The organism is Plantibacter elymi (nom. nud.) (assembly GCF_900177795.1).
In the GTDB taxonomy this organism is placed as follows: domain Bacteria; phylum Actinomycetota; class Actinomycetes; order Actinomycetales; family Microbacteriaceae; genus Plantibacter; species Plantibacter elymi.
This window is the reverse complement of sequence record NZ_FXWJ01000001.1, coordinates 603,108-624,641: the sequence shown is the minus strand read 5'-3', so window position 1 is coordinate 624,641 and position 21,534 is coordinate 603,108. Positions and strand designations below refer to the sequence as shown.

Genomic DNA, 21,534 nt, shown 5'->3' with positions numbered 1-21,534 from the left:
CTGAGTCCTTGTCGAAGCGGCGTGCTGAACGCCGCCCCTCGCTCTGGCGGGCGATGCGACATGCAGGCGCGAACGGGACCCTCGGCCTGTCTGTCGCCGTTCTCCAATTGCCACCCAACATCGCTTCCAGCGGCGGCGAATCAGCAAACCACAGGTGCACGCACCACCGACGCCCACCACTCACCGCGGGTCGACGAGTCCCGCGCGGATCCCCCAGAGCACGGCCTGCAGGCGGTCACGCGCTCCCGTCTTCTGCAGCAGACCGGCGAGGTGGTACTTCACCGTGGTGGGTTCGACGAACAGGCGGTCGGCGATCTCCGCGTTGGAGAGTCCCTGCGCCAGGAGGTCGAGGACCTCGAACTCGCGGTCGGTGAGCGGCGACTCCGCCGGTGCCATCGTGGCCGCGGGCGTCTCCCGCCTGCGCTCCGAGAACTCGCGCAGGATACGACGGGTGAGGCGTTGGTCGAGCGTCCCCTCCCCTACTGCTACGGAACGGATCGCCGCGAGCAGCGTCGCCTCGTCCGCGCCCTTCAGCAGGAAGCCGGCCGCACCGGCCTCGAGCGCGGCGAACACGTCCGCGTCGACGTCGAAGGTCGTCAGGATGAGGACGTCGGCGTCGAGGTCCGGGTCCGCCGTTATCGTGCGGGTCGCCGCGATCCCGTCCGTGCCCGGCATCCGGATGTCCATGCAGATCAGGTCCGGTCGCAGTTCCTTCGCCAACCGCACCGCGTCGGCTCCGTCGATCGCCTCACCCACCACCTCGATGTCGGGCTCGGCACCGAGGATCACCGAGAGGCCGGCGCGGACGACCGCCTGGTCGTCGGCGATGAGGAGGCGGATCATTGGTCACTCCGGTGCTGGTCGGGACGGTCGTCGGGACGGTGCTCGTCAGGGATGGTCAGGCGATTGCGCCACCCGCCCTCGTCCGTCGGTGCCGAGGTCAATCGTGCTCCGATGAGTTCGGCACGCTCGCGCATGCCCCAGAGGCCGTAGCCGTCGCGCGACGGCGAAGTAGGCCGCTGCGACGACGCTGCGTTCGTCACAGTGAGCTCGACCGTGTCCGCCTCGAACCGCACCGCCACGCGGCAGACGGCTCCGGGCGCATGGCGGGCGGCGTTCGCCAGCGACTCTTGGACGGTCCGATACGCGGCCGTCTCCGCGAGCGGACCCAGCACACGAGGCTCACCGGTCACGGTGTAGGCGACGTGCTGCCCCCGCGACCGCGCCGCCTCGACGAGTTCCGGGATCGCCGCAATGGTCGGAGTGGTCGCCGGCCCGAGGGTCGATCCGTCTCCGCCGCCCTGGGCGTCCGCGTCGTCGCTGCGCAGCAGGCCGACCGTCCGCCGCAGGTCCACGAGCGTGGTGCGTGCGTCCGACTGCACCGTCTGGAGCATCTCCCGAGCGCGTTCCGGGTCGCGCTCGACTAGAGCGCTGGCCGCCTGCGCACTGACGATGATCCCCGACAGGTGGTGTCCGGCGATGTCGTGCAGCTCCCGCGCAAGGGCGGTGCGTTCCGCGCGGAGGTCGTTCTGCACGCTGATCCGACGCTCGTTCTCGGCCATGCGCGCCTGGTCTTCGATCGCCGACAGCAAGCGCTCGCGACCCCTGGCGTACTCGGCGACGCCGGCCGGGAGTACGTACTGCAACACGATGCGCGCGACGGCCGCGAACACGAGGATGAGCGGCTGCTCGGACGACCCGAAGGCCATCGCGATGCCGCCGACCACCGTCGTCGCGACCGCGCCGGCCACCAGCGCGCGGATGACCGTCCGCCGCTCCTCGTGCCGAGCGAGCGCGTAGGTGGCGAGGATCACGCCGAACGAGCCGATCCCGAGCTCACCGCCGGTGCTGCCGAGGATCACGAGGTCGAGCGTGACCACAGCCCCGAACACGACCACCGGGTACCGGACCCGCAGCAGCAACGCGACGGCCTGGAGCACGACCAGGGCCGCGTGCACCCACGGCGGGATCCGACCCGGCACGGCGTGCAGCTCGTCGACCCACGGGACGACCCCGAGATACCCAACCGCACCAGCGAGGACCAGGACCGGCGGGAGCGCCGAGCGCAGACGGGCCGCGACAGGGGCGGGCCGCGCGGGAGAGGTCATGGGTCGAGTCAACCACGCCGAGCGCCGACCCCGGTTGGGGTCGGCGCTCGGCGTCCGGTGGGAAGTGATCATCGCTCGCAGAGGGTCGCGTCGAGGGCGTCGACGACGATCCGGTACTGCTTCATCAACCGCTCGTTGTCGTCGGGCGACACGACCGCCCAGGGCAACGAGGTGACGGCGATGGTGACGGCCGTGCCGTCGGGACCGACAGCGTTGCGTGTCTGGGTTCCGGGGATGTCGCCGCCATGGCCCCAGGCCACGCCGCCGCAGCTCAGCGGGTAGCTCTGCAGGCCGAGCCCGTAGCCCGCTCCCGGCCACAGCTCGTCGCCCGCCGGGACCGTGGTCTGCATCTCGGCGAGGGTCTCCTCGTTCAGGAGTTCACCGTCGAGCAGGGCCTTCATGAAGACGTTGAGCTCGTGCGGCGTCGAGACGAGCGCACCGGCGGACCAGGCGAACGAGGTGTCGAGGGCCGTGATGTCCAGGAGGTCACCGACGGTCTTCGCGTGGTACCCGTGCGGGTGCTCGCCGCGCAGCTCGCGTTCGCCCGGCGCCGGGAAGTACGTGTGCTCGAGGTCGAGCGGCTTGACGATGCGCTCGTCGATCTGCTGGGCGAGTGCCCGATCGGTGACGTGCTCGACCATGAGCCCCAACACGAGGTAGTTCGTGTTGCTGTACGCCCACCGCTCCCCCGGCGCGAACACGGCCGGCTTGGCGAGGGCGATGTCGAGCATGTCGCGGGGCGAGGTGTAGCGCTCCTGTGCCGCGAACGCGTCGGCGGCGATCTGGTCGGCGTACTCGGGGAGCCCCGCCGTGTGCTGGAGCAGCTGACGAACCGTGATGCGGGTGCCGTCGATACCGTCGCCGGTGATGAGCCCGGGGAGGTAGGTGTCGATCGGGGCGTCGAGCGCGACCTTCCCCTCCTGGACGAGTTGCAGGACGACGGTCGAGACGAACATCTTCGTGTTGCTCGCGATCCGCACCTCGCCGTCGACCGGGGCCGGCTCGTCGCTCGCGAGGTCGCCGATGCCGGCCGCGACGTCGATCGCCTCGCCGTCCGGCCCGATCACCGAGGCGAGCGCCGCGGGGTAGCCGGCGTCGACGAGCGACTGCATCCGGTCCTGCAGCGGGCCGGATTCCGAGCCGGTGCCGGTGGTCTGCTCCGTGGCGCTGGAACAGGCGCTCAGGGAGACGGTTCCGGCGAGCAGCGCGGCGGCGGCCGAGACGGCGATGATCGTGCGGTGACGGGTCTGGTGCTGCGTCTTGGTCTGCGTGTGGGTCTGGGTCTGGTCGTTCATGTGGGTGGTTCCTTTCAGATGTCGCGGCGCGAGAGCGCAGCGGATGCGGCCGCGGTGAGGGCGGCGGTGAGCGCCACGAGGGCGATGATGACGACGGACGGTCCGAGCCCGTCCGTTCCGCCGTGGATGACGCCCTGTGCGAGGGCGACGGGCAGGAACTGGGTCCAGACCGGCACGGCGCCGCCGGTGATCAGCTGGATCGAGGAGACGACGACCGGTTCGAGGATGAGGATCGCGATCATCGTCAGGACGCCGGCGAGCTGGGTGCGGACGATGAGTCCGACCGCGAGGCCGATGACCGACAGGGCGGTGACGGCGAGGACACCGAGCCCGAACCGTGCTGCGAGGTCCGGGAGACCGAGGACGAACGGCGTCCCGGTCGCGCCGAGGGTGATCACGAGCGTGACCAGGCTGACGAGGGCGAGCACGACACCGAGGGCGGCGCCGACGAGTGCGACCGCGCCCGCCTTGGCTGCGACGATGCGGAACCGCTTCGGCGCGGCGAGGACAGCACCGACGATGCCGCCGTAGCGATCGTCACTCGTGCCGGCGAGCACACCGAGCAGGGTGATCGCCAGGAGTGCGACGCCGATGGAGCCGCTGCCCATCGACGCACCGAGGGGGTTGAGGGCGTCGAGTTGGACGGCGCGGGAGGCGAGGTCCAGGACGGGGAAGTCGCTCCCGAGGGCGTCGAGCCCCGGCCCGATGTCGCCGTCGGCGAGGGCGGGCATGAGGGTGACGAAGGCGAGTTGCGTGACGATGAGTCCAAGGACGGCGACCGCCGCGGTGACCTTCGTCGCGGTCGTGGTGACGAGACCGACGAGTTCAGCGCGGAACATCAGCGCACCTGCCCGTTCTCGGTGAGCTGGGCGGTTCCGGTGACCTGCAGGTAGTACGCCTCGAGGTCGCCGCCCGATGCGGCGAGGATGTCGCCCATCGACGACTGGGCCAGGACGCGCCCGTCGGTGATGACGACCACGTCGTCTGCGATGTCCTGGACGTCGGAGAGGAGGTGAGACGAGAGCAGCACCGTCCCACCCGCGTCGGCGAACGCGCGCAGCCGGAGTCGCAGCCACTGCATGCCTGCCGGGTCCAGGCCGTTGGACGGCTCGTCGAGGATGAGCACGGCCGGCTCGCCGAGGAGCGCTGCCGCGATCGCGATGCGCTGACGCATCCCGAGCGAGTACCCGCCGGCGGGGCGGTCGGCGTCGCGTGCCATCCCGACCTCGGTGAGGACCGCGTCGATGCGGGCTGCGTCGACCCCGATCCGCGCGGCGGCGATGCGGAGGTGCTGCCGACCGGTGCGAGCCGGGTGGAGTCCGCCCGCGTCGAGGACGGCGCCGACGGTGCGCGCCGGCTGCTCGAGCTCGTGGTACGGGCGGCCGAGGATGAGGCCATCTCCGGCGTCGGGACGGGCCAGTCCCAGCAGCAGGCGGATGGTGGTGGTCTTCCCGGCGCCGTTGGGGCCGAGGAGTCCGACGACCCGGCCGGGGTCGACGGTGAAGGACACGTCATCGACGCGCGGGCGACCGTGGAAGGTCTTGCGGAGGCCGCGAGCCTCGATGGGATGAGTGGAGAGGTTCATGGCTCCAGCCTCGGCGCAAGGCGTTCCGGGCACCCCCGCCTGCCGCACAGTCCCGGGCTGGCCGAACGGACAGTGATCGACGACCTCTAGGCTGCTGGCATGGACACGACTGCTCGGATGCATGATCGACGTCACCGTCTCGCGCCGCGCGCGACCGTCGTGGCCGCGGTGGTCGTCGTGGTCGCCGGTCTGCTCGCCGGCTGCGCGTCGTCACCCTCGCCAGACCGGACGACGGTGGCATCCGCATCGGCATCGGATTCCGCCACCCGATCGGGCACCGGTGAGATCCGGCACGAGCTCGGCCCGCTCACCGACCGCTTCCCACAGCTCGCCACCGCGCTCTCGGCGACCTGGATGTCGGGGACCATGGGTGACGAGCGGGTTCCTGGCCCGAGCACCTACTGGATCGACGCGATCGTCGTCCTGGACGAGGCCGGCTACGCGGAACTGCGCGCGCTCGCACCAGGTGAGGCGGGCTCGGACGCGGAGGCGGAGCTCCCGGACCTCGACTCCGGACTCGACGACGCGCTGCCGCCGGGGCCGTTCGTGCGTTCGTCCGCTCTCGACGACGCCTTCTCGCAGGATGGCCGCTCGACGCAGGTGTTCCTCGACGACGCGACCAGCTCGGTGATCCTCACCAGCCGGTTCCAGTAGCGGGCGGCACTGCGGCTCGCACGTTCTGCGGCGAATGACCACCGCTTCACAATCGCGGGCTCCCGGGTTTGACTGGACGCATGTCCGAACCAGCTGACACCACCGTCCCCGAGAACCCCGACGACCGCATCGCGGTGCTCTTCGACATCGACGGGACACTCGTCGACTCGAACTACCTGCACGTCGACGCGTGGGATCGCGCGTTCGCCGATGCCGGCAGGCCGGTCGACGCGTGGCGCATCCATCGCTCGATCGGGAAGGACGGCGGTGAGCTGCTCGAATCGCTGCTGGACGGTTCCGACGAGGTCGAGCAGTACGGCGAGCGGGCCAGCGAGCTGCACAGCGAGTACTACCTCCAGAACACCTCCCGGCTGCGGGTGATCGGCGGTGCGCGCGAGCTGCTCGCCGAGCTGGCTGGCCGCGGGATCGCGGTCGTCCTGGCGACCTCGGCTCCGGAGAACGAGCTCGAGATCCTACGCGAGCTGCTCGATGTCGACGATGCGATCTTCGCAGCGACCTCGTCCGGTGACGTCGAGACCGCCAAGCCGGAGCCCGACATCGTCGAGGTCGCGCTCGATCGTGCGGGCGTGCCGGCGACGCGGGCGGTCATGGTCGGCGATGCCGTCTGGGACATCGAGGCGGCCGCGCGGGCCGGTGTGGAGTGCATCGGGGTGCGCAGCGGTGGGTTCGGCGAGCAGGAGCTCCGTGATGCCGGTGCGGTCGCGGTCTACGGCGATGTCGCCGAGCTACTCGCGAACCTCGACGACAGCCCGATCGGCAAGCTCGCGGGCTGACTGCGGGCGTGAGCGCGGGCTTGAGCGCTGCTCAGCTCCGTGTGGCGCGGCTGCGGAACCAGCGGGCGAGTTCCTGCAGCGCGCGCATGGTGGCGGTCGGGTCGTCGCGGTCGAGGTCATCGAAGGTGTCGCGGTAGCCGTCGAGCTCTGCGGCGGAGCCGGTGTCGGCGCGTTCGAAGCCCATCGTCCAGGCGGCGAACTGGCGTTCGCGGAGGGGCTCCTCGAACATCACGCGGATGCCAGTGTGACGAGGGTCGGCGGCGAGGGTGGCCATCAGTTCGCGGACGGCGGGCTCGGGGCCTTCGAGGACCTGGAGGAACCGGCCGTCGCGGTGGACGAGCATGCCGGTGAGCTGTGCGCGGGCGTTGTTCTCGCGGCAGACGGCGAGCAGGGCGGTGAGGTCGTCATCGCTGAACGGCTGTGTCGCCGTGCTCGCGTACACGAGTGACAGCATCTGGTCTTCGTCGGTGCCCACGTTTGGAGCCTACCCGGCGGGGTGCGGAGGTGGTCCCGGAAGCAGCTCCCCGCGCTGCGTGTCCTCACCCCGACTGCCCTTCGACAGGCTCAGGGACCGAAACGCCTGCGAGCACAGTCCAGCCCGGTCACTGAGCCTGTCGAAGTGCCCACGAGCACGCCTGAACGTTCCGGGCACACCTCTCCCCGGCCACTGAGGCAGCGCAACCCGAGTGCCCTTCGACAAGCTCAGGGACCGAATCGGTTCCGGGCACACCTCTCCCGATCACTGAGCCTGTCGAAGTGCCCACGAGGACCCCTCAACGCTCCGGGCACACCGCTCCCCGGCCACTGAGGCAGCGCAACCCGAGTGCCCTTCGGCAAGCTCAGGGACCGAATCGGTTCCGGGCACACCTCTCCCGGTCACCGAGCCTGTCGAAGTGCCCACCAGGACCCCTCAACGTTCCGGGCACACCCTTCCCGGTCACTGAGGCAGCGCAACCCGAGTGCCCTTCGACAAGCTCAGGGACCGAAACGTTCACGGTGAACCTCTCCCGGTCACTGAGCCTTTCGAAGTGCCCACGAGGACCCCTCAACGTTCCAGGCACACCCCTCCCGGTCACTGAGCCTGTCGAAGTGCCCACAAGAAACCCTTCGACAGGCTCAGGGACCGAAACGGTTCGGGCGCACCTTTCCCGGTCACTGAGCCTGTCGAAGTGCCCACGAGGACCCTTTCGACAGGCTCAGGGACCGGAAACGGTCAGAACGGCGCGGGGTCCGGTTCGGTCCGATGATGCTTCCCGTCGGGTGTCGTCCAGTCGAGGACCCCGCCGGGACCGTGGTCGAGGTTCCACCCGGGCAGATGCTTCATCCGGTGATGATGTCGACACAAACAAGCAAGATTGCCGACATCTGTCACCCCGCCGTCCTCCCACGCGACCGAATGGTCGAGATCGCAGGCTCTGGCTCGTCTCCCGCAGCCCGGTGCCCGACAAGTGCCGTCCCGAAGCCGCACTGCCCGTTGCAGGTCGGCCGGAACCCGGTACTGATTCCGCCCGACCGACAAGACCGCGCCGGTCTCGGGTTGGACGAGGATCCGCGTGAAGCTGGGGGCGTTGACCGCGATACGTGCTGCGGTCTCCGGGTCGATGGGTCCGTAGCCGTCGAGCGCCGCCGGGGCATCGCTCACGCCGGCCATCGTGAGCGCCGGGACCGTGATCTGCACGGTCGGCGTGATGTGCTCTTGCACCTCGATCGGGTGCGGGAGGACCGCGCTGGACATGACGTCGTCGGGTGTGACGCCGGTGAGTGCAAGCGCCGCGAGCGCGTCGGCGTGGAGTTGTCCGCAGGTGCGGGTGTCACCGGCTTTGCGCGATTCCGCAGCTGCCGCCTCGACTCGCTCGATGATGCCTTGCGCGATCGGTGCCGTCGTGAACAGGTGCACCCACGCCATGCCGTCGGCGGCAGGTTCGAACTCGACCCGACGGTCAGCCTCCGAACGGGTTGCGCGTGCGGTGATCGATTCCGGGTGGAGGCGCTCGCGCAGAACGCGGGCACGCTTCCGGAGGTACGCATTGGTGGATTGTTCGGCGACCGGCAGGACCTCGGCGAGGAACACCGCTCGCCCTGCGGTCGGCACGTCGCTGAGTTGATCGATGATCGTCTGCGCGTGCCGCGCCGAGATGCGGCCCGCCTCGAGCGACTCGAGCACGGCCGGGGCTTCGTTCACGAGGCGTTCCGCGTCGTTCGTCGCGCGCTGCACCGTCCGCTCAGGCGTTCGGGTTGCCATCGCGAGGGCTGCGCAGGTGGAGCGGCGCGAGAGCGCTAGGCGTTCGGCCGGCGGGAAGATCGCCGGGACCGTGGCGTCGGCGAAGGCGTCCGCGTAGGCCGCAGACCGGGCGAGCAGCCGGGCCTCCTCGGCGTCCAGGTTGGCGCGACGCCGCTGGATGTCCGCGTAATGGTCCGAGAACTCCGCGAGGCGCGCGGCGTGCTCGTCGCTCGCGCGCATCGCGGTGAGGGTGGCCTCGGTCATGGAACAAGTCCACCATGAACCACTGACATTCCAGATGCTGAGTCGGGGGATTGTGGAAGTTGCTCGTGCGCCCTTCGACAAGCTCAGGGACCGGAGGGGGTTGCTCGGGGACCGGAGTGAGTGCGGGTGCACCTCTTCCGGTCACTGAGCTTGTCGAAGTGCCTGCGTGTGCCCTTCGACAGGCTCAGGGACCGGCGAGGGTTGCTCAGGGACCGGCGAGGGTTGCTCAGGGACCGGCGAGGGTCACCCGGAGACCGAAGTGAGCGCGGGTGCACCTCTTCCGGTCACTGAGCTTGTCGAAGTGCCTACGAGTGCCCTTCGATGGGCTCAGGGACCGGAGGGGGTCCGCGGCTCCCGGGCCACTCACCGACCCATGAGCGCCTTCACGACCGCGACCGCGGCCGGCCCGTCGAGCGACGGATGACCGGCCCATTGCCCACCGGTGACGGATATCTCCGTCTCCGGCAGCACCACCGTCGTGACGATCACCGCGGCGACACCGGTCTCGACCGTCGAGCTGTAAGCGGTCCCTCCGGCAGCCTCGATGGTCGCATCCGGGATCGGCGTGAGCCCGGCGGCGGCGAGCTCATCGGCCGACAGCGCCTCGCTCGACGCTGGTGAGACGACGACCTCCACCGACCGGATGTCCGCCGCATCGATCGTCCCCTCCGGCGCCTCCCAGCCGCAGACGGTCCCGTACTCGTCCGCCCCGTTGTCCTCCCGCGCAACGAGCCCCTCGATGTACGGCGCGACGGCCGCCTCCACCGCCGCGCAGTCGACCTGCACGGACGATCCGTCTCCCGAGCCCCCGCTCGACGACTCCGCCGGCACCGACGCAGCGGGCGACGCACTGCCGGCGGAGCCACCACCGGGCCCACTCCCACCAGTGCACGCCGACAGCGCGAGCACGATCGTTCCGGACACGAGAAGCGGCAGCCCTGCCCGCTGCAACAGACGCATGATGTCGACGATATGGGTTCCGGAGTAGTGTCCGGAAGAGACCGACGGGAGCAGCGCGATGAAACCGACGACCCGCACCGACAGCGATCACGTCGACCACACCAGCGACCGCGACTGCGTCATCGCGGGTGGCGGCCCGGCCGGCATGGTGCTCGGCTACCTCCTCGCCCGGGCCGGCCTCCGCGTGACCGTGCTCGAGAAACACGCCGACTTCTTCCGCGACTTCCGCGGCGACACGATCCACCCGTCGACCATCACGTTGCTCGGCGAGCTCGGCCTGCGCGAGCGGTTCCTGCGGCTGCCGCTCAACCGGCTAGAGACGATGGACGCCGTGATCGACGGCCTACGGATGACGATGGTCGACTTCCGCACCCTGCCGGCACCCGACCGTTTCCTCGTCCTCGCGCCGCAGTGGGACTTCCTGAACTTCCTCGCCGAGGAGGCCGCCGTACTGCCGAACTTCGAGCTCCGCCTCTGCACCGAGGCGACCGGCCTGGTCGTGGAGCAGGGCCGGGTCCGCGGCCTGCGCGCGACCACGACGACCGCCGACGACCCAGCAACCGACACCGACCCAGCGACCAGCACCTCCACCGACATCGAGATCCGAGCCACCCTCACGGTCGCGGCGGACGGACGCACCTCGGCACTCCGCGACGCGGCCGGACTCATCCCCGACGAGAGCGGCGTCCCGATCGACGTCCTGTGGTTCAGCCTGCCGAAGCCGGCCGACCCTCCGCCCCCGACTCTCGCCTACCTCTCGCCTCGCGGCATGGTGCTCACGATCGACCGGGGTGACCGGTACCAGTCCGGCATGGTCATCCGGAAGGGCGGCGCGGAGCAGCTCAGAGCCGAAGGCCTGCCGTCGCTCCGGCAGAGGATCGTCGATGCCGCGCCCGTCCTGCGCCCGGTGGTCGACACCCTGACCGGCTGGGACCAGGTCAAGCTCCTCTCGGTCCAGCTCAACCGCCTCGACCGCTGGTACCGCCCGGGCTTCATGGCCATCGGCGACGCCGCGCACGCGATGTCACCGATGTTCGGCGTCGGGGTCAACTACGCGATCCAGGATGCGGTCGCCCTGTCCAACGCGATCGCCGGCCACCTCGCCGCAGGGGACGCACCGTCCGGGGTCCTCGCGGCCGTCCAACGTCGACGTGAGCTGCCGGTCAGGATCATGCAGCGCATCCAGCGAGCGGGGCATCGGGTGATCTCCCGCACCACCACGGGTGCCCACATCGCGCCGCGGTGGGTGATCCGGCTGATACGGCTCGCCAGCCCCGTCATCCGACCGCTTGCGGCGAGGTTCATCGGGATCGGGCTCAGGCCCGAGCACGTCACCACCCCACAGCGCGAAGCCTAGAAGAAGCGGGCGCGGAGCCTCAACCTCCGACGACGGGACGGCCGCTGGTCGTAACGTGGACGCTGCAGACACGACCTGAGCGTCTGCGTCGGCGCTGCTCCTCAACCTGGCGCCGGCGCGGCTGTGGGGCGCCGCTTCCGCCACGCCCCACAGTCGCCACCCGGCATGCCGGACCGCCGCGCATCACTCGTAGCGGAGCGACTCCACCGGATCGGCCTTGGCGGCACGGGCGGCGGGCAGGGTGCCGGCGAGGAACGCGATCACCATGACGACCAGGACGATGATCCCGAGCGACGCCGGGTCGAACGCGATGAGGTCGAGGCCCGGCAGGTCGGCGAGGAGCGATCCGGACAGCGCGGCACTGATGCCGGTGCCGGCGAGCACCGCGACACCGACGCCGATCGCGCTGCCGAGGAAGCCGATGAACGCGGCCTCGAGGCTGAACAGCCCGAAGACCTTCCCGCTGCCCATCCCCATGGCCTTCATCAGCCCGATCTCGCGGGTGCGCTCCTGCACGGACATGAGCAGCGTGTTCACGATCCCGAAGCTGGCCGCGAGGAGGGCGATGATCGCGAAGGCGTTGAGGACGAGGACGATCCCGTCGATCACCGTCTTGATGGTGCCGAGCTGGTCCGCGACGGTCGTGCCGGTGTAGCCCGCGTCGGCCAGTCGGTCTTTCAACGCCGTGACCTGCTCGTCGGTGGCGTCCGCGCCGAACCGGATGGACGCCTGCGCGTACCGCTCGACCTGGTCGGACGGGACGCCGATGTTCTGCGTCGCGTAGAGGAGGTCGGTGAGCGCGGCGTTCGGCACGATCGAGGCACCGGTGGGCGAGGCGAGGCTCTCCTCGGCGACTCCGACGACGGTCGCGTCCACGGTGTGCTGCGTGCGCTGCGCATCGGTGATCGCGACCGTGACCGTCTGGCCGACCGCGTCGGCGTCGCTTCCGAAGCCGAGCGGTTCCACATAGGACGTGGGGAGCACGAGCTGGAGCGTGTCGGTGTCGTCGTCGGGCTGTGCACCGTCCAGCAGCGTGACGCTCTGCCCGGAGATGAGTCCACCGACACCGACGACGTACTTCGTGCCGCCGCCCGCCTCGATGTAGTCGGTCGAGATCGACTTCACGGCCTGCACGTCGAGGACGCCGTCGATCCCGCCGAGCTCGTCGAGATCGGTCGGTGTCAGGGCGACGACGGTCGATCCCGGCGCGCCGGCACCGGTGGAGGCGACCGCGTCCGGGTCGTACTCCTTCGGCCCGCTCGTCGCCGCTCCCAGACCGCCGCCGGTGTCGGCCGTCTTGGTGACGGTCATCGTGTCGGACGCGCCGACGCTCGACACCGTGTCGTCGATGTAGGCGTTGATGCCGGTGCCGAGCCCGTTGGTGAGGGTGAGGGTGAACGCTCCGACGAAGATCGCCAGGATGGTCAGGATGGTCCGGGTCTTGGACCGGAACGTGTTCGCGACAGCGGTCCCGATGAGGTCGACGGTTCTCATGCGGCCACCGCCTCGTCCTCGACGAGCAGTCCGTCGCGGATGAGGATCCGCCGGTCGCAGCGTGCCGCCAACTCCTCGTCGTGCGTGACGACGATCAGGGTGATGCCGCTCTCCCGGTTGAGGGAGAAGAGGATGTCCTCCACGACGGCGCCGGTCGCCGTGTCGAGGTTGCCGGTCGGCTCGTCGGCAAAGATGATCCGTGGGTTGTTGACGAGCGCGCGGGCGATCACCGTCCGCTGCTTCTGCCCGCCGGAGAGGTTCACCGCGCGGTTCCGCGCCTTGTCCTCGAGCTGGAGCTGCGCGAGTGCGGCGAGCGCCCGGCGACGTCGGTCACCGCGTCGGACGCCGGCGATCTTCATGGGGAGCAGGACGTTCTCGAGCACGGTCGCGTTGGCGGTGAGGAAGAACTGCTGGAACACGAACCCGAAGGTCTTGTTCCTGGTCGTGTTGAGGCGGCGACCGCGGAGCGTGCTCGTGTCGACCCCTTCGAGCTCGACGGTGCCGGAACTCGGTGCGTCGAGGAGCGCGAGCACGTGCATGAGCGTGGACTTGCCGGAGCCGCTCTTCCCGACGATCGCAACGCTCTCGCCGGCGTGGATGTCGAAGCTCACCCCTTTCAGCGCGTCGAACCGGTTCTGACCGCGACCGTAGGAACGCCGGACGTCCCGGACCGAGATGATCGGCGGCGCTGTGGTGCTCTGCATGGTGTCTCCTCGTCTGGGGCCGGGTGCTCCGGCACCACTCCAGACTCGCGGCGTCGCCCGTCCGACGCGTCCCCCACCGGCGGACACCCGCGTACCGCGTCCGTGGTACCGCGGAATGCCGCGTGCGGAGGAGTCGCCGGGCGCCGGTTCCCGGCAGACTGGGCCCATGACCTCCGCGACGCAGGATCACCGGGCGCGCGATCCGCATCCGCGACCTCCGGTGTGGGTGGGCGATGTGGTCGCCGCGGTCCTCATCATCGCCTCGGCGTTCATCCCGTTCCCCAATGCGGAGTTCCGGCCGGGGAGCCCGCTCGTCGTCGCCCTGGTCGTCGCGCCCGCGCTCCTGCTCCCGCTCCGTCGACGCTGGCCCATCCCGGTGCTCGCTGCCGTCATCGCCTGTTACGGTGCGGCGGCGATCACGGGGACCCTCGCTCCCGGTGTCGTGATCGCGGCCGCGATCGCGATGTTCGGGGTGGCCGTGCGCTCTGCGCGGCGGACGACCCTCATCACGGCCGTCGCGACGATGGTCGCGGTCGCCCTCCTCAGCTTGCTCGCGTCGATCGGCAGCTTCGATCCGCGGACGGTCCAGTTCGCGGTGATGATCGCCTTCGCCGCGGCGGCCGGTGACGGGACGCGCTCGCGCCGCGCGTACATTTTGGCGATCACCGAACGCGCGGAACGGGCCGAACAGACCCGCGAGGCCGAGGCGAGGCGTCGGGTGACGGAGGAGCGTCTCCGGATCGCGCGCGACCTCCATGACACCGTCGCCCATCAGATCTCGGTGATCAGTCTGAACGCCGGGGTGGCGTCGAGCTCCCTGGAGTCGCGACCGGAGAAGGCGAAGGAGGCGCTCGTCTCGATCCGCCGGGCGTCGCGGACGGTGCTCGGCGAGATCGGTGACCTGCTCGAGGTCCTGCGCAGCGACGGCGGGGACGCTGGCGCAGGCTCCCGCGGAACGCTGCCGCAGCCGGGACTCGACCGACTCGACGCGTTGATCGCCGAGTTCACCACCGCAGGCCTCGACATCACGACACGGATCGACCCCGACGCACCGAAGCTCTCGACCGCCACGGACACGGTCGCCTACCGCGTCGTCCAGGAGGGGCTGACGAACGCACTGAAGCACGGTCCGGAGCGTCGGGCGCACGTGCTCGTGGAAGGCGGCGACGGGAGGATCATCGTCAGCGTGAGCAATCCGACGGCACCAGGCGTCCCGCGTGAGCCGGCCGACGCGGCGCCGACCACCGGGCACGGACTCCTCGGCATCCGTGAGCGCGTCGCGGCCGTCCGCGGGACCGTCGACGTCGGCGCGACCCCGGGCGGCTGGCGGCTGTCTGCGACCCTCCCCACCGGCGAGCCGAGGCAGGCAGACACGATGAACCCCGAGGAGTCCCCCGCATGACCACCGTGCTTGTCGTCGACGACCAGTCACTCATCCGCCAGGCCGTCGCCGACATCCTCTCGTCCGAGGCCGACCTCGAGGTCGTGGGCGAAGCCGTCGACGGCGCGCAGGCGGTGTCGCTCGCCCGCGAGTTGCGACCGGACGTCGTACTCATGGACATCCGCATGCCTGTCCTCGACGGCATCAGTGCGACCGCCGCGATCTGCGCCGACCCCGACCTCGCGGACACCCGGGTCCTCATCCTCACCACGTTCGAGGAGGACGAGAACCTCATCGCCACCCTGCGCGCCGGCGCGAGCGGCTTCATCGGCAAGGGCTCGGAACCCGAGGAGATCGTCCGCGCCGTGCGAGCGGTGCACGCCGGCGACGCACTCCTCTCCCCCGCGGCGACCCGGAGTCTCATCACGAAGTACGTCGTCGCTGCGGACGAGCCGACGAGTCCACGCCCGGTCCCCGCCGAGCTGGCGCTGCTCACCGAGCGGGAGCTCGAGGTGCTGCTCCTCGTGGCCCGCGGACGGTCGAACCAGCAGATCGCCGACGACCTCGTCATCTCACCGCACACCTCGAAGACCCACGTGAACCGCATCATGACGAAGGTCGCCGCCCACGACCGCGCCCAGCTCGTCATCCTCGCGTACGAGAGCGGCTTGCTGCGGCCGGGCGCCGACGACTGAACCGGTACTGTCGTCCTGTCCACGACGCCGTTCGGCGCGCTGGCCCAGCAGACGAGGAAACACGATGGCCGGATCCCCCACAGCCCGACAGTCGGCGAGCACGCTGCCGGCCCTCACGCCCGGGCCGCACCGCCGCCACCTCGGCCTGATCTCGATCGTCGCCTGTTTCGGCGGGTTGCTCTTCGGCTACGACACCGGCGTGATCAACGGTGCGCTGCGTCCGATGACCGCGGAGCTCGGGCTCACACCCATCACCGAGGGCGTCGTCACGAGCTCGCTCGTCTTCGCGGCCGCCGTCGGCGCCCTGCTCGGCGGTCGGGTGTCGGACGCGTGGGGCCGGCGGCGCAGCATCATCGTGCTGGCGGTGCTCTTCTTCGTCGGGACGCTCGTGGTCGTCTGCTCGCCGAACGTCGAGTTCCTCGTCGCCGGTCGCGTCCTCCTCGGTCTGGCCGTCGGCGGTGCCTCGGCTGTCGTCCCGGTCTACCTGGCGGAGCTCGCTCCGTACGAGATCCGAGGGTCGATCACCGGCCGGAACGAGGTCGCGATCGTCCTCGGACAGTTGTCGGCGTTCGTGATCAACGCGGTCATCGGCACCGTGTTCAGCGAGCACACGAGCGTGTGGCGCATCATGTTCGCCGTCTGCGCCCTCCCGGCGGTCGCGTTGTTCGTCGGCATGCTGCGGATGCCCGAGTCGCCGCGCTGGCTGGTCGACCACGGTCGCCGGGAGGACGCGCTGGACGTCCTGCGGACCGTCCGCTCCGACGACCGCGCCGTCGCCGAACTCGCGGAGGTGGAGGCGTCCATCACCGCGCAGCGCCACGAACACCGGATCGGGCTCGGGGCCGTCCTCCGCAACCCGTGGCTCGTGCGCATCCTGCTCGTCGGTGTCGGCGTCGGGATCGCCCAGCAGCTCACGGGGATCAACTCGATCATGTACTACGGGCAGACCGTGCTCGTGGAGTCGGGCTTCAACGAGAGCGCCGCGCTCATCGCCAACATCGCGCCCGGCATCATCGCCGTCGTCGGTGGCTTCATCGCCCTCACCTACATGGACCGACTCGACCGGCGTAAGACGTTCGTCATCGGCTTCTCGCTCACGACCGCGTGCCATCTCCTCATCGGCTTCTCGTCGATGGTGCTCGAGCCGGGCGACCCGATGCGTCCCTGGGTCATCCTCTTCCTCGTGGTGGTGTTCGTCGGCTCCATGCAGACGTTCCTCAACGTGGCGGTCTGGGTCTACCTCGCCGAGGTCTTCCCGCTCCAGATGCGCGGCCTCGGCATGGGCGTCTCGATCTTCATGCTCTGGGTCGCCAACGGGTTCCTGGCGCTGTACTTCCCGTCCCTGGTCGACGGCCTCGGCATCACCGGGACCTTCTTCCTGTTCGCGGGTGTCGGCGCGCTCGCGCTCCTGTTCGTCGCCACCCAGGTACCCGAGACGCGTGGGCGGAGCCTCGAGGCGCTCGGTGAGGACGTGTCGACCGGCGCGATCTTCACCCGGAAGCGCTGACCTCCGACTAGCCGGTGAGGTGGTCGATGAGGATCTTGGTACCGATGAGGATGAGGATGACTCCACCGGCGATCTCCGCCGGCTTGCCGAAGCGCTGACCGACGCGACGGCCGATGAAGACGCCCAGGAAGGCGAGCACGAACGTCGTCAGTCCGATGAGGATGACGGCTTCGAGGATCGAGCCGGGCAGGAACGCGAGCGTGATGCCGATGGCGAGCGCGTCGATGCTCGTGGCGAGCGCGAGGATGAGGAGTCGCCGGACGTCGATGCGGTCGGAGTCGACTTCGGTGTCCTCGTGGCTCGAGAACGCCTCCCAGAGCATCTTGCCGCCGACGAGGGCGAGCAGGCCGAAGGCGACCCAGTGGTCGACCTCCGTGATGTACCGCGCGAACTGCGTGCCGAGGAACCAGCCGATGAGCGGCATGACCGCTTGGAACAGTCCGAAAGTGCCGGCGATCACGAGCGCGTGACGCACGTTGAACCGCCGCATGTGCAGGCCCTTGGTGAGGGCGACGGCGAAGGCGTCGGCGGAGACGCCGAGCGCGATGAGGAGCAGCGGCCAGAACGTCATGTCGCGAGATCTTCCTGTGATGCGTCCTGGACGCGGAGATGCGTTCGGGCGCCGTGCCGCGAGGACCCGTCAACGTTGCCAGCGCGGTGCGGCGGCGGCAAGCCGAGACGCCCGATTGCCAGCGTTTCGCCTCACCTAACGCGGCTGTTCGGGCGACCGCGAGGCTTGATCGATACAGCGTTTGCTGTACTGTCGTTCACATGACCGACACCATGACACCGACCGCGACCCTGACGCACACCGCCGCGCTCGCGAGGCTGGGGCACGCCCTGTCGGACGAGACCCGGGCCCGGATCCTCCTGGCCCTGCGCGAGGCACCGGCCTTCCCCTCCGACCTCGCGGACGCACTCGGCGTCTCCCGACAGGTCATGTCGAACCAGCTCGCCTGTCTCCGCGGCTGCGGCCTCGTCGAAGGCGTCAAGGAAGGACGCAACACCTGGTACCGCCTGGCGGACAGCCACCTGGCGCCGGCGCTCGACGACCTCCTCCGGCTCGTCCTGGTCGTCGATCCCGCCTGCTGCTCGGGTGAGGGCTGTACCTGCGCATGAGCACCGTCGGCCTGCCGAGCCCTCGTCTCCGAGCCCAGCCGAGCCCCGCCAGACGCGCGACGCTGCAGCGCCGCATCCGCTGGATCGTCGCGGCGACCATCGCCTACAACGTCGTCGAGGCCGTCATCGCCCTGTCCGCCGGGACCGTCGCCTCATCGGCGGCCCTCGTCGGCTTCGGTCTCGACTCGATCGTCGAGGTCCTGTCCGCCGCCGCGGTCGCGTGGCAGTTCTCGAGCCCTGATCCCCATCGCCGAGAACGGATCGCCCTCCGGGTGATCGCCCTGTCGTTCTTCGGCCTCGCCGCGTTCGTGAGCGTCGACGCCGCCCGCTCGCTACTCGGATTCGCCGAGGTCCAGCACTCGACCGTCGGCATCGTCCTCGCGGCGGTCAGCGTCGTGCTCATGCCGGCGTTCTCGCTGTTCGAACGCCGGACCGGCAAGGAACTCGGATCCGCCTCCGCCGTCGCGGACTCGAAGCAGACGCTCATCTGCTCCTACCTGTCGGCCGCGGTCCTCATCGGGCTGGTCCTCAACAGCACCCTCGGCTGGGCCTGGGCGGACGCCGTCGCCGCCCTCGTCATCGCCGGCTTCGCAGTCCGTGAGGGCGTCGAAGCCTGGCGTGGAGACGCATGCAAGCGGCCGGTCTCATCGCTCACCTCGGAGAACACGGACACCTGCGACTGCTGCTGAGCACGCGCACCTTCCCACATGGCCGGGATACGCTGCTGGCATGCCTGCCGCCGACGACGCACCCGACGCTCCCGAGATCGAAGCCCTCCTCGCCGCAGCCGCGAACGACCGCTCGAACGCGCCCGCGTTCCTGACGGCGCTCCTCGAGAGCACCGTGATCGTGGCGGGGACCGTGACCGACGACGGCCTGGCGACCCTGGCGGACCTCCTCGACTCGGACGGCAGCTCAGTGCAGCCGTTCTACACCTCGAAGGCCCGCTTCCAGGAGACGCTCCAGGTCGTCCCGTCGTTCGAACAGCACCTCCTCGCCCTCCCCTGCCGCGTCCTGTGGCAGATGACCCGAGGTGCAAGGCTGGTCCTGAACCCGCATTCCACGCACGGCAAGGAGTTCCTCCCGGGCGAGATCGCCCAGCTGCTCGACGGCGAGGCGGTGCTCACCCCACGCGTGGTCGAGCGCGAGACCGAGGTCATGGTGGGAGAGCCGGCTCGCGTCCCACCGGGGATGACCGAGACGCTGACGGCGGTCCTCGCGGACTACAGCGAGGTCGACGAGGCGGTGCTGGGCTGGAAGGTCACCCCGCAGGAGGGCGGCACGTTCGACGAGTGCTACCTCCTCGTCATCGTCGGAGCCGGGACCGCACGCGAGACGATCAGCGGTCCGCTCGCACGAGCCCTCGCGACGTACTCGGCGAGCGTGCCGATCGACGTCATGTACGCGGCGCCGGGCGCGAAGCATCTCCTGAGTGGTGTCCCGCCGTTCCACCGCCGCAAGCGAGGACTGTTCCGGCGACGATGAGCAGTGGGCTGAGTCGAACGGTGCCCGCGATCGCACGTGGCGCACGCGTCCTCACGATCGCCGCGCTGCTGGGCGTCCTCACCGCGTGTAGCGCGCCGCTGTCGGGGGCGCCCACCGAGACTCCGGCCGGATCCGCACCGACTTCATCAGCGGCGCTCCCACCTCCGCCGACGGCCGCCTTCCCGGGGCTCGCCTGCGACGCGCTCGTCCCCGACGCGGAGGTCGCATCCTTCCTGGGCGCCGCAGCCGCACCGCGACCGCTCACCATCGACGACGCCCCGGTCCTGCAGGACGGCGGGACCGTCTGCGCCTGGGCCGACGAAGCTGTCGGCACCTCACTGACCGTCCGACTGGTCGGAGACGGCGTCGACCACTGGGCCACCTTCAACCACTGGTACGAGCACACCGACTGGAGCGCGAGCGTCGGCGAGATCAACGGGACGATGTGCTCGGACGGCGCCTGCTCCGTCCACGCCCTCGACGGCGAGCGGTTCATCGAGGTCGACGCGTCAGGGGTCGACGACCCGGCTGGGACGCGCACGGAGGAACTGGCTCGGGCAGCGCTTGCGGCAGCCCCGGCTCCGGCGCCCGCCACGCCCACGTCGTCGTCGGCGCCCACCTCGCGCTCGTGCGCCACGGCGTTGCCGGTGGACACCGCGGCGGCACACCTCGGTGCGGCCGCCACCGGCGCGAGCTACGTGAGCACCGCGACACCGAGCTACCACCTCGTGCAGGACTCGCTCCAGCGGGTCGGCGGACTCGACTGCCGACTGCTGTCCGCGGACTCCCGCGAGCTCGTCCGGTTCACGGTGCTCCCTGGAGGCGCGTGGGTGTTCCGCGAGGACAGTCCGGTCGGCGCCGTGGATGCGGCCGGGAGCGAGCACTCGGCGCACGCTCGACGTGGCGACGACTGGGTGCGTCTGCAGGCCCCCGGGGCGAGCGAGGAGACGACTCAGGCCCTGCTGGCCGAGCTGCCCGGCTGAGGTCGACGTGCGCTAGAACACCGGCCGGTCCGCGATGGACACGAGGACCGCGGCGATCACGGCGACGACGGTGAGCGCGATGGCGACGACCCACTGCATCCGAGGCACGGCACGGCGGATCACGAGGATCAGGTGGACCAGGAGCACCAGCACCGCCACCGCGGCGACCACGGTGCCGACCACCGCCGGCTCGAACACCGCGACCTGCTCCGTCGCGATGCCGTCAGCGCCCGGAGCCTGGTACCAGATCATCGTGGTCTGCGTCGCCGCGACCAACAGGCCGAGCGCAGCGATCACGAGCAGGGCAGACGCTACGAGGATCCGTTGGAGGCGGGACATGCCCCCAGTATGCCGACCGCCGGTCGCACACGGGCGAACGCCCCACCCACGGATCGTGGGCGGGGCGTTCGGTTCGTTCGATTCGGACGAGTGTGGATCCCGGGTCAGTGTCGATCCCGGGTCAGTGTCGATCCCGGGTCAGTGTCGATCCCGGGTCAGGCGTTGATCGACTGCGGGTGGTCGGTCGTGGAGTCGACGGTGATCTTCCGCGGCTTCGCACGCTCGCTCACCGGGATGATCACGGAGAGCACACCGCTGTCGTAGGACGCGGTGATGCCGTCGAGGTCGACTCCCTCGCCGAGGGTGAACTGCCGCAGGAAGTGGCCGCCACCGCGCTCACGTGCGAGCCAGCGGACACCCTCGCGGCTGTCGGCCGTGCGCTGGGCACGGATGGTGAGCTGACCACCGTCGACGTCGACGTCGATGGATCCGGGGTCGATGCCGGGGAGGTCGGCGACCATCATGTACCGGTCGCCGTCACGGAAGAGGTCCACCGGCATGGGCCGGGGTGCGCGCACGGAGTCCAGTACGGAGGCCGCGAAGCGGTCGAGCTGGCTGATGGGATCGAGGGTCATTGCCATGGGTGTTC

At 70.2% G+C, this 21,534-nt stretch carries 23 protein-coding genes; 10 read left to right on the top strand and 13 right to left on the bottom strand.

The annotated features are described in order from the left end of the window. Positions 1 to 180: 180 nt before the first annotated feature. The 5 genes from CCK91_RS03020 to CCK91_RS03000 form a co-directional block, all read right to left on the bottom strand. The gene (locus CCK91_RS03020; RefSeq protein WP_086472799.1) at positions 181 to 843 is read right to left on the bottom strand and encodes a response regulator; all 663 of its coding nucleotides are present in this window, start codon (positions 841 to 843) and stop codon (positions 181 to 183) included. Further along, a complete protein-coding gene (locus CCK91_RS19560) occupies positions 840 to 2,108 on the bottom strand; it encodes a sensor histidine kinase (protein WP_165766970.1) in 1,269 nt (422 codons plus the stop codon). Before CCK91_RS19560 ends, CCK91_RS03020 begins: the two co-directional genes overlap by 4 nt. A gap of 68 nt (positions 2,109 to 2,176) precedes the next feature. Beyond that, positions 2,177 to 3,403 carry a serine hydrolase domain-containing protein gene (locus tag CCK91_RS03010; protein WP_086472797.1) on the bottom strand — a complete coding sequence of 409 codons (1,227 nt, stop codon included), beginning with the start codon at positions 3,401 to 3,403 and terminating at the stop codon, positions 2,177 to 2,179. Positions 3,404 to 3,417: 14 nt separating this feature from the next. After that, complete coding sequence (locus CCK91_RS03005) at positions 3,418 to 4,242, bottom strand: hypothetical protein (protein ID WP_086472796.1); 825 nt, start codon at positions 4,240 to 4,242, stop codon at positions 3,418 to 3,420. Further along, on the bottom strand, positions 4,242 to 4,988 hold the full coding sequence (locus tag CCK91_RS03000; protein ID WP_086472795.1) for an ABC transporter ATP-binding protein: 747 nt from the start codon (positions 4,986 to 4,988) through the stop codon (positions 4,242 to 4,244). Before CCK91_RS03000 ends, CCK91_RS03005 begins: the two co-directional genes overlap by 1 nt. Positions 4,989 to 5,087: 99 nt before the next feature. On the opposite strand from CCK91_RS03000, the gene CCK91_RS02995 reads away from it, so the two are divergent. After that, positions 5,088 to 5,642 (top strand): hypothetical protein, encoded by a 555-nt coding sequence (locus CCK91_RS02995; protein ID WP_086472794.1) that lies wholly within the window; start codon positions 5,088 to 5,090, stop codon positions 5,640 to 5,642. An 80-nt stretch (positions 5,643 to 5,722) separates the two neighbouring features. Further along, positions 5,723 to 6,436: an HAD family hydrolase gene (locus tag CCK91_RS02990; protein ID WP_086472793.1), complete on the top strand. Its 714-nt coding sequence runs from the start codon at positions 5,723 to 5,725 to the stop codon at positions 6,434 to 6,436. A gap of 31 nt (positions 6,437 to 6,467) precedes the next feature. On the opposite strand, the gene CCK91_RS02985 is transcribed toward CCK91_RS02990, so the two are convergent. The 3 genes from CCK91_RS02985 to CCK91_RS02975 form a co-directional block, all read right to left on the bottom strand. Further along, a complete protein-coding gene (locus CCK91_RS02985; protein ID WP_242664215.1) occupies positions 6,468 to 6,911 on the bottom strand; it encodes a BLUF domain-containing protein in 444 nt (147 codons plus the stop codon). A gap of 738 nt (positions 6,912 to 7,649) precedes the next feature. Further along, the gene (locus CCK91_RS02980) at positions 7,650 to 8,921 is read right to left on the bottom strand and encodes an HNH endonuclease signature motif containing protein (RefSeq protein WP_086472791.1); all 1,272 of its coding nucleotides are present in this window, start codon (positions 8,919 to 8,921) and stop codon (positions 7,650 to 7,652) included. A 363-nt stretch (positions 8,922 to 9,284) separates the two neighbouring features. Next, positions 9,285 to 9,881, bottom strand: coding sequence for a hypothetical protein (locus CCK91_RS02975; protein WP_133059917.1), 597 nt, complete (start codon positions 9,879 to 9,881; stop codon positions 9,285 to 9,287). Between the two features lie 58 nt (positions 9,882 to 9,939). On the opposite strand from CCK91_RS02975, the gene CCK91_RS02970 reads away from it, so the two are divergent. After that, complete coding sequence (locus tag CCK91_RS02970) at positions 9,940 to 11,238, top strand: FAD-dependent oxidoreductase (protein WP_086472789.1); 1,299 nt, start codon at positions 9,940 to 9,942, stop codon at positions 11,236 to 11,238. 183 nt (positions 11,239 to 11,421) lie between these two features. Here the strand turns inward: CCK91_RS02970 and CCK91_RS02965 are convergent, their stop codons facing one another. Beyond that, positions 11,422 to 12,732: an ABC transporter permease gene (locus CCK91_RS02965; protein WP_086472788.1), complete on the bottom strand. Its 1,311-nt coding sequence runs from the start codon at positions 12,730 to 12,732 to the stop codon at positions 11,422 to 11,424. Then, the gene (locus CCK91_RS02960; RefSeq protein WP_085511157.1) at positions 12,729 to 13,436 is read right to left on the bottom strand and encodes an ABC transporter ATP-binding protein; all 708 of its coding nucleotides are present in this window, start codon (positions 13,434 to 13,436) and stop codon (positions 12,729 to 12,731) included. The genes CCK91_RS02965 and CCK91_RS02960 overlap by 4 nt, the downstream gene beginning before the upstream one ends. A gap of 166 nt (positions 13,437 to 13,602) precedes the next feature. Here CCK91_RS02960 and CCK91_RS02955 point away from each other — a divergent pair, with 166 nt between their 5' ends. The 3 genes from CCK91_RS02955 (at position 13,603) to CCK91_RS02945 (ending at position 17,019) form a co-directional block, all read left to right on the top strand. Further along, complete coding sequence (locus CCK91_RS02955; RefSeq protein WP_165766969.1) at positions 13,603 to 14,838, top strand: sensor histidine kinase; 1,236 nt, start codon at positions 13,603 to 13,605, stop codon at positions 14,836 to 14,838. Continuing rightward, on the top strand, positions 14,835 to 15,512 hold the full coding sequence (locus CCK91_RS02950) for a response regulator (protein WP_086472787.1): 678 nt from the start codon (positions 14,835 to 14,837) through the stop codon (positions 15,510 to 15,512). Before CCK91_RS02955 ends, CCK91_RS02950 begins: the two co-directional genes overlap by 4 nt. Positions 15,513 to 15,576: 64 nt before the next feature. After that, complete coding sequence (locus CCK91_RS02945) at positions 15,577 to 17,019, top strand: sugar porter family MFS transporter (RefSeq protein ID WP_086472786.1); 1,443 nt, start codon at positions 15,577 to 15,579, stop codon at positions 17,017 to 17,019. A 7-nt stretch (positions 17,020 to 17,026) separates the two neighbouring features. Here the strand turns inward: CCK91_RS02945 and CCK91_RS02940 are convergent, their stop codons facing one another. Beyond that, positions 17,027 to 17,590 carry a manganese efflux pump MntP gene (locus tag CCK91_RS02940; RefSeq protein ID WP_086472785.1) on the bottom strand — a complete coding sequence of 188 codons (564 nt, stop codon included), beginning with the start codon at positions 17,588 to 17,590 and terminating at the stop codon, positions 17,027 to 17,029. Positions 17,591 to 17,790: 200 nt separating this feature from the next. Between CCK91_RS02940 and CCK91_RS02935 the strand changes: the two genes are divergently transcribed. From CCK91_RS02935 to CCK91_RS02920, 4 genes are read left to right on the top strand one after another with little or no spacing between them, the layout of a single operon-like run. Next, positions 17,791 to 18,138, top strand: a complete 348-nt coding sequence (locus CCK91_RS02935) for an ArsR/SmtB family transcription factor (protein WP_086472784.1) — start codon at positions 17,791 to 17,793, stop codon at positions 18,136 to 18,138. Next, positions 18,135 to 18,827 carry a cation diffusion facilitator family transporter gene (locus CCK91_RS02930; protein WP_086472783.1) on the top strand — a complete coding sequence of 231 codons (693 nt, stop codon included), beginning with the start codon at positions 18,135 to 18,137 and terminating at the stop codon, positions 18,825 to 18,827. The genes CCK91_RS02935 and CCK91_RS02930 overlap by 4 nt, the downstream gene beginning before the upstream one ends. A gap of 40 nt (positions 18,828 to 18,867) precedes the next feature. Beyond that, positions 18,868 to 19,623, top strand: a complete 756-nt coding sequence (locus tag CCK91_RS02925) for an enhanced serine sensitivity protein SseB C-terminal domain-containing protein (protein WP_086472782.1) — start codon at positions 18,868 to 18,870, stop codon at positions 19,621 to 19,623. A gap of 20 nt (positions 19,624 to 19,643) precedes the next feature. After that, complete coding sequence (locus CCK91_RS02920) at positions 19,644 to 20,606, top strand: hypothetical protein (RefSeq protein ID WP_086472781.1); 963 nt, start codon at positions 19,644 to 19,646, stop codon at positions 20,604 to 20,606. Between the two features lie 12 nt (positions 20,607 to 20,618). Here CCK91_RS02920 and CCK91_RS02915 read toward each other — a convergent pair whose 3' ends face one another. Further along, the gene (locus CCK91_RS02915) at positions 20,619 to 20,945 is read right to left on the bottom strand and encodes a hypothetical protein (protein WP_133059916.1); all 327 of its coding nucleotides are present in this window, start codon (positions 20,943 to 20,945) and stop codon (positions 20,619 to 20,621) included. A gap of 155 nt (positions 20,946 to 21,100) precedes the next feature. Then, complete coding sequence (locus CCK91_RS02910) at positions 21,101 to 21,526, bottom strand: Hsp20/alpha crystallin family protein (protein WP_071261327.1); 426 nt, start codon at positions 21,524 to 21,526, stop codon at positions 21,101 to 21,103. Positions 21,527 to 21,534: the final 8 nt, after the last annotated feature.

Excerpts from the sequence above, each read along its gene's own strand:
- CCK91_RS03020 (WP_086472799.1), bottom strand. The coding sequence starts at position 843 with ATGATCCGCCTCCTCATCGCCGACGACCAGGCGGTCGTCCGCGCCGGC.
- CCK91_RS19560 (WP_165766970.1), bottom strand. The coding sequence starts at position 2,108 with ATGACCTCTCCCGCGCGGCCCGCCCCTGTCGCGGCCCGTCTGCGCTCG.
- CCK91_RS03010 (WP_086472797.1), bottom strand. The coding sequence starts at position 3,403 with ATGAACGACCAGACCCAGACCCACACGCAGACCAAGACGCAGCACCAG.
- CCK91_RS03005 (WP_086472796.1), bottom strand. The coding sequence starts at position 4,242 with ATGTTCCGCGCTGAACTCGTCGGTCTCGTCACCACGACCGCGACGAAG.
- CCK91_RS03000 (WP_086472795.1), bottom strand. The coding sequence starts at position 4,988 with ATGAACCTCTCCACTCATCCCATCGAGGCTCGCGGCCTCCGCAAGACC.
- CCK91_RS02995 (WP_086472794.1), top strand. The coding sequence starts at position 5,088 with ATGGACACGACTGCTCGGATGCATGATCGACGTCACCGTCTCGCGCCG.
- CCK91_RS02990 (WP_086472793.1), top strand. The coding sequence starts at position 5,723 with ATGTCCGAACCAGCTGACACCACCGTCCCCGAGAACCCCGACGACCGC.
- CCK91_RS02980 (WP_086472791.1), bottom strand. The coding sequence starts at position 8,921 with ATGACCGAGGCCACCCTCACCGCGATGCGCGCGAGCGACGAGCACGCC.
- CCK91_RS02975 (WP_133059917.1), bottom strand. The coding sequence starts at position 9,881 with ATGCGTCTGTTGCAGCGGGCAGGGCTGCCGCTTCTCGTGTCCGGAACG.
- CCK91_RS02970 (WP_086472789.1), top strand. The coding sequence starts at position 9,940 with ATGAAACCGACGACCCGCACCGACAGCGATCACGTCGACCACACCAGC.
- CCK91_RS02965 (WP_086472788.1), bottom strand. The coding sequence starts at position 12,732 with ATGAGAACCGTCGACCTCATCGGGACCGCTGTCGCGAACACGTTCCGG.
- CCK91_RS02960 (WP_085511157.1), bottom strand. The coding sequence starts at position 13,436 with ATGCAGAGCACCACAGCGCCGCCGATCATCTCGGTCCGGGACGTCCGG.
- CCK91_RS02955 (WP_165766969.1), top strand. The coding sequence starts at position 13,603 with ATGACCTCCGCGACGCAGGATCACCGGGCGCGCGATCCGCATCCGCGA.
- CCK91_RS02950 (WP_086472787.1), top strand. The coding sequence starts at position 14,835 with ATGACCACCGTGCTTGTCGTCGACGACCAGTCACTCATCCGCCAGGCC.
- CCK91_RS02945 (WP_086472786.1), top strand. The coding sequence starts at position 15,577 with ATGGCCGGATCCCCCACAGCCCGACAGTCGGCGAGCACGCTGCCGGCC.
- CCK91_RS02940 (WP_086472785.1), bottom strand. The coding sequence starts at position 17,590 with ATGACGTTCTGGCCGCTGCTCCTCATCGCGCTCGGCGTCTCCGCCGAC.
- CCK91_RS02935 (WP_086472784.1), top strand. The coding sequence starts at position 17,791 with ATGACCGACACCATGACACCGACCGCGACCCTGACGCACACCGCCGCG.
- CCK91_RS02930 (WP_086472783.1), top strand. The coding sequence starts at position 18,135 with ATGAGCACCGTCGGCCTGCCGAGCCCTCGTCTCCGAGCCCAGCCGAGC.
- CCK91_RS02925 (WP_086472782.1), top strand. The coding sequence starts at position 18,868 with ATGCCTGCCGCCGACGACGCACCCGACGCTCCCGAGATCGAAGCCCTC.
- CCK91_RS02915 (WP_133059916.1), bottom strand. The coding sequence starts at position 20,945 with ATGTCCCGCCTCCAACGGATCCTCGTAGCGTCTGCCCTGCTCGTGATC.
- CCK91_RS02910 (WP_071261327.1), bottom strand. The coding sequence starts at position 21,526 with ATGGCAATGACCCTCGATCCCATCAGCCAGCTCGACCGCTTCGCGGCC.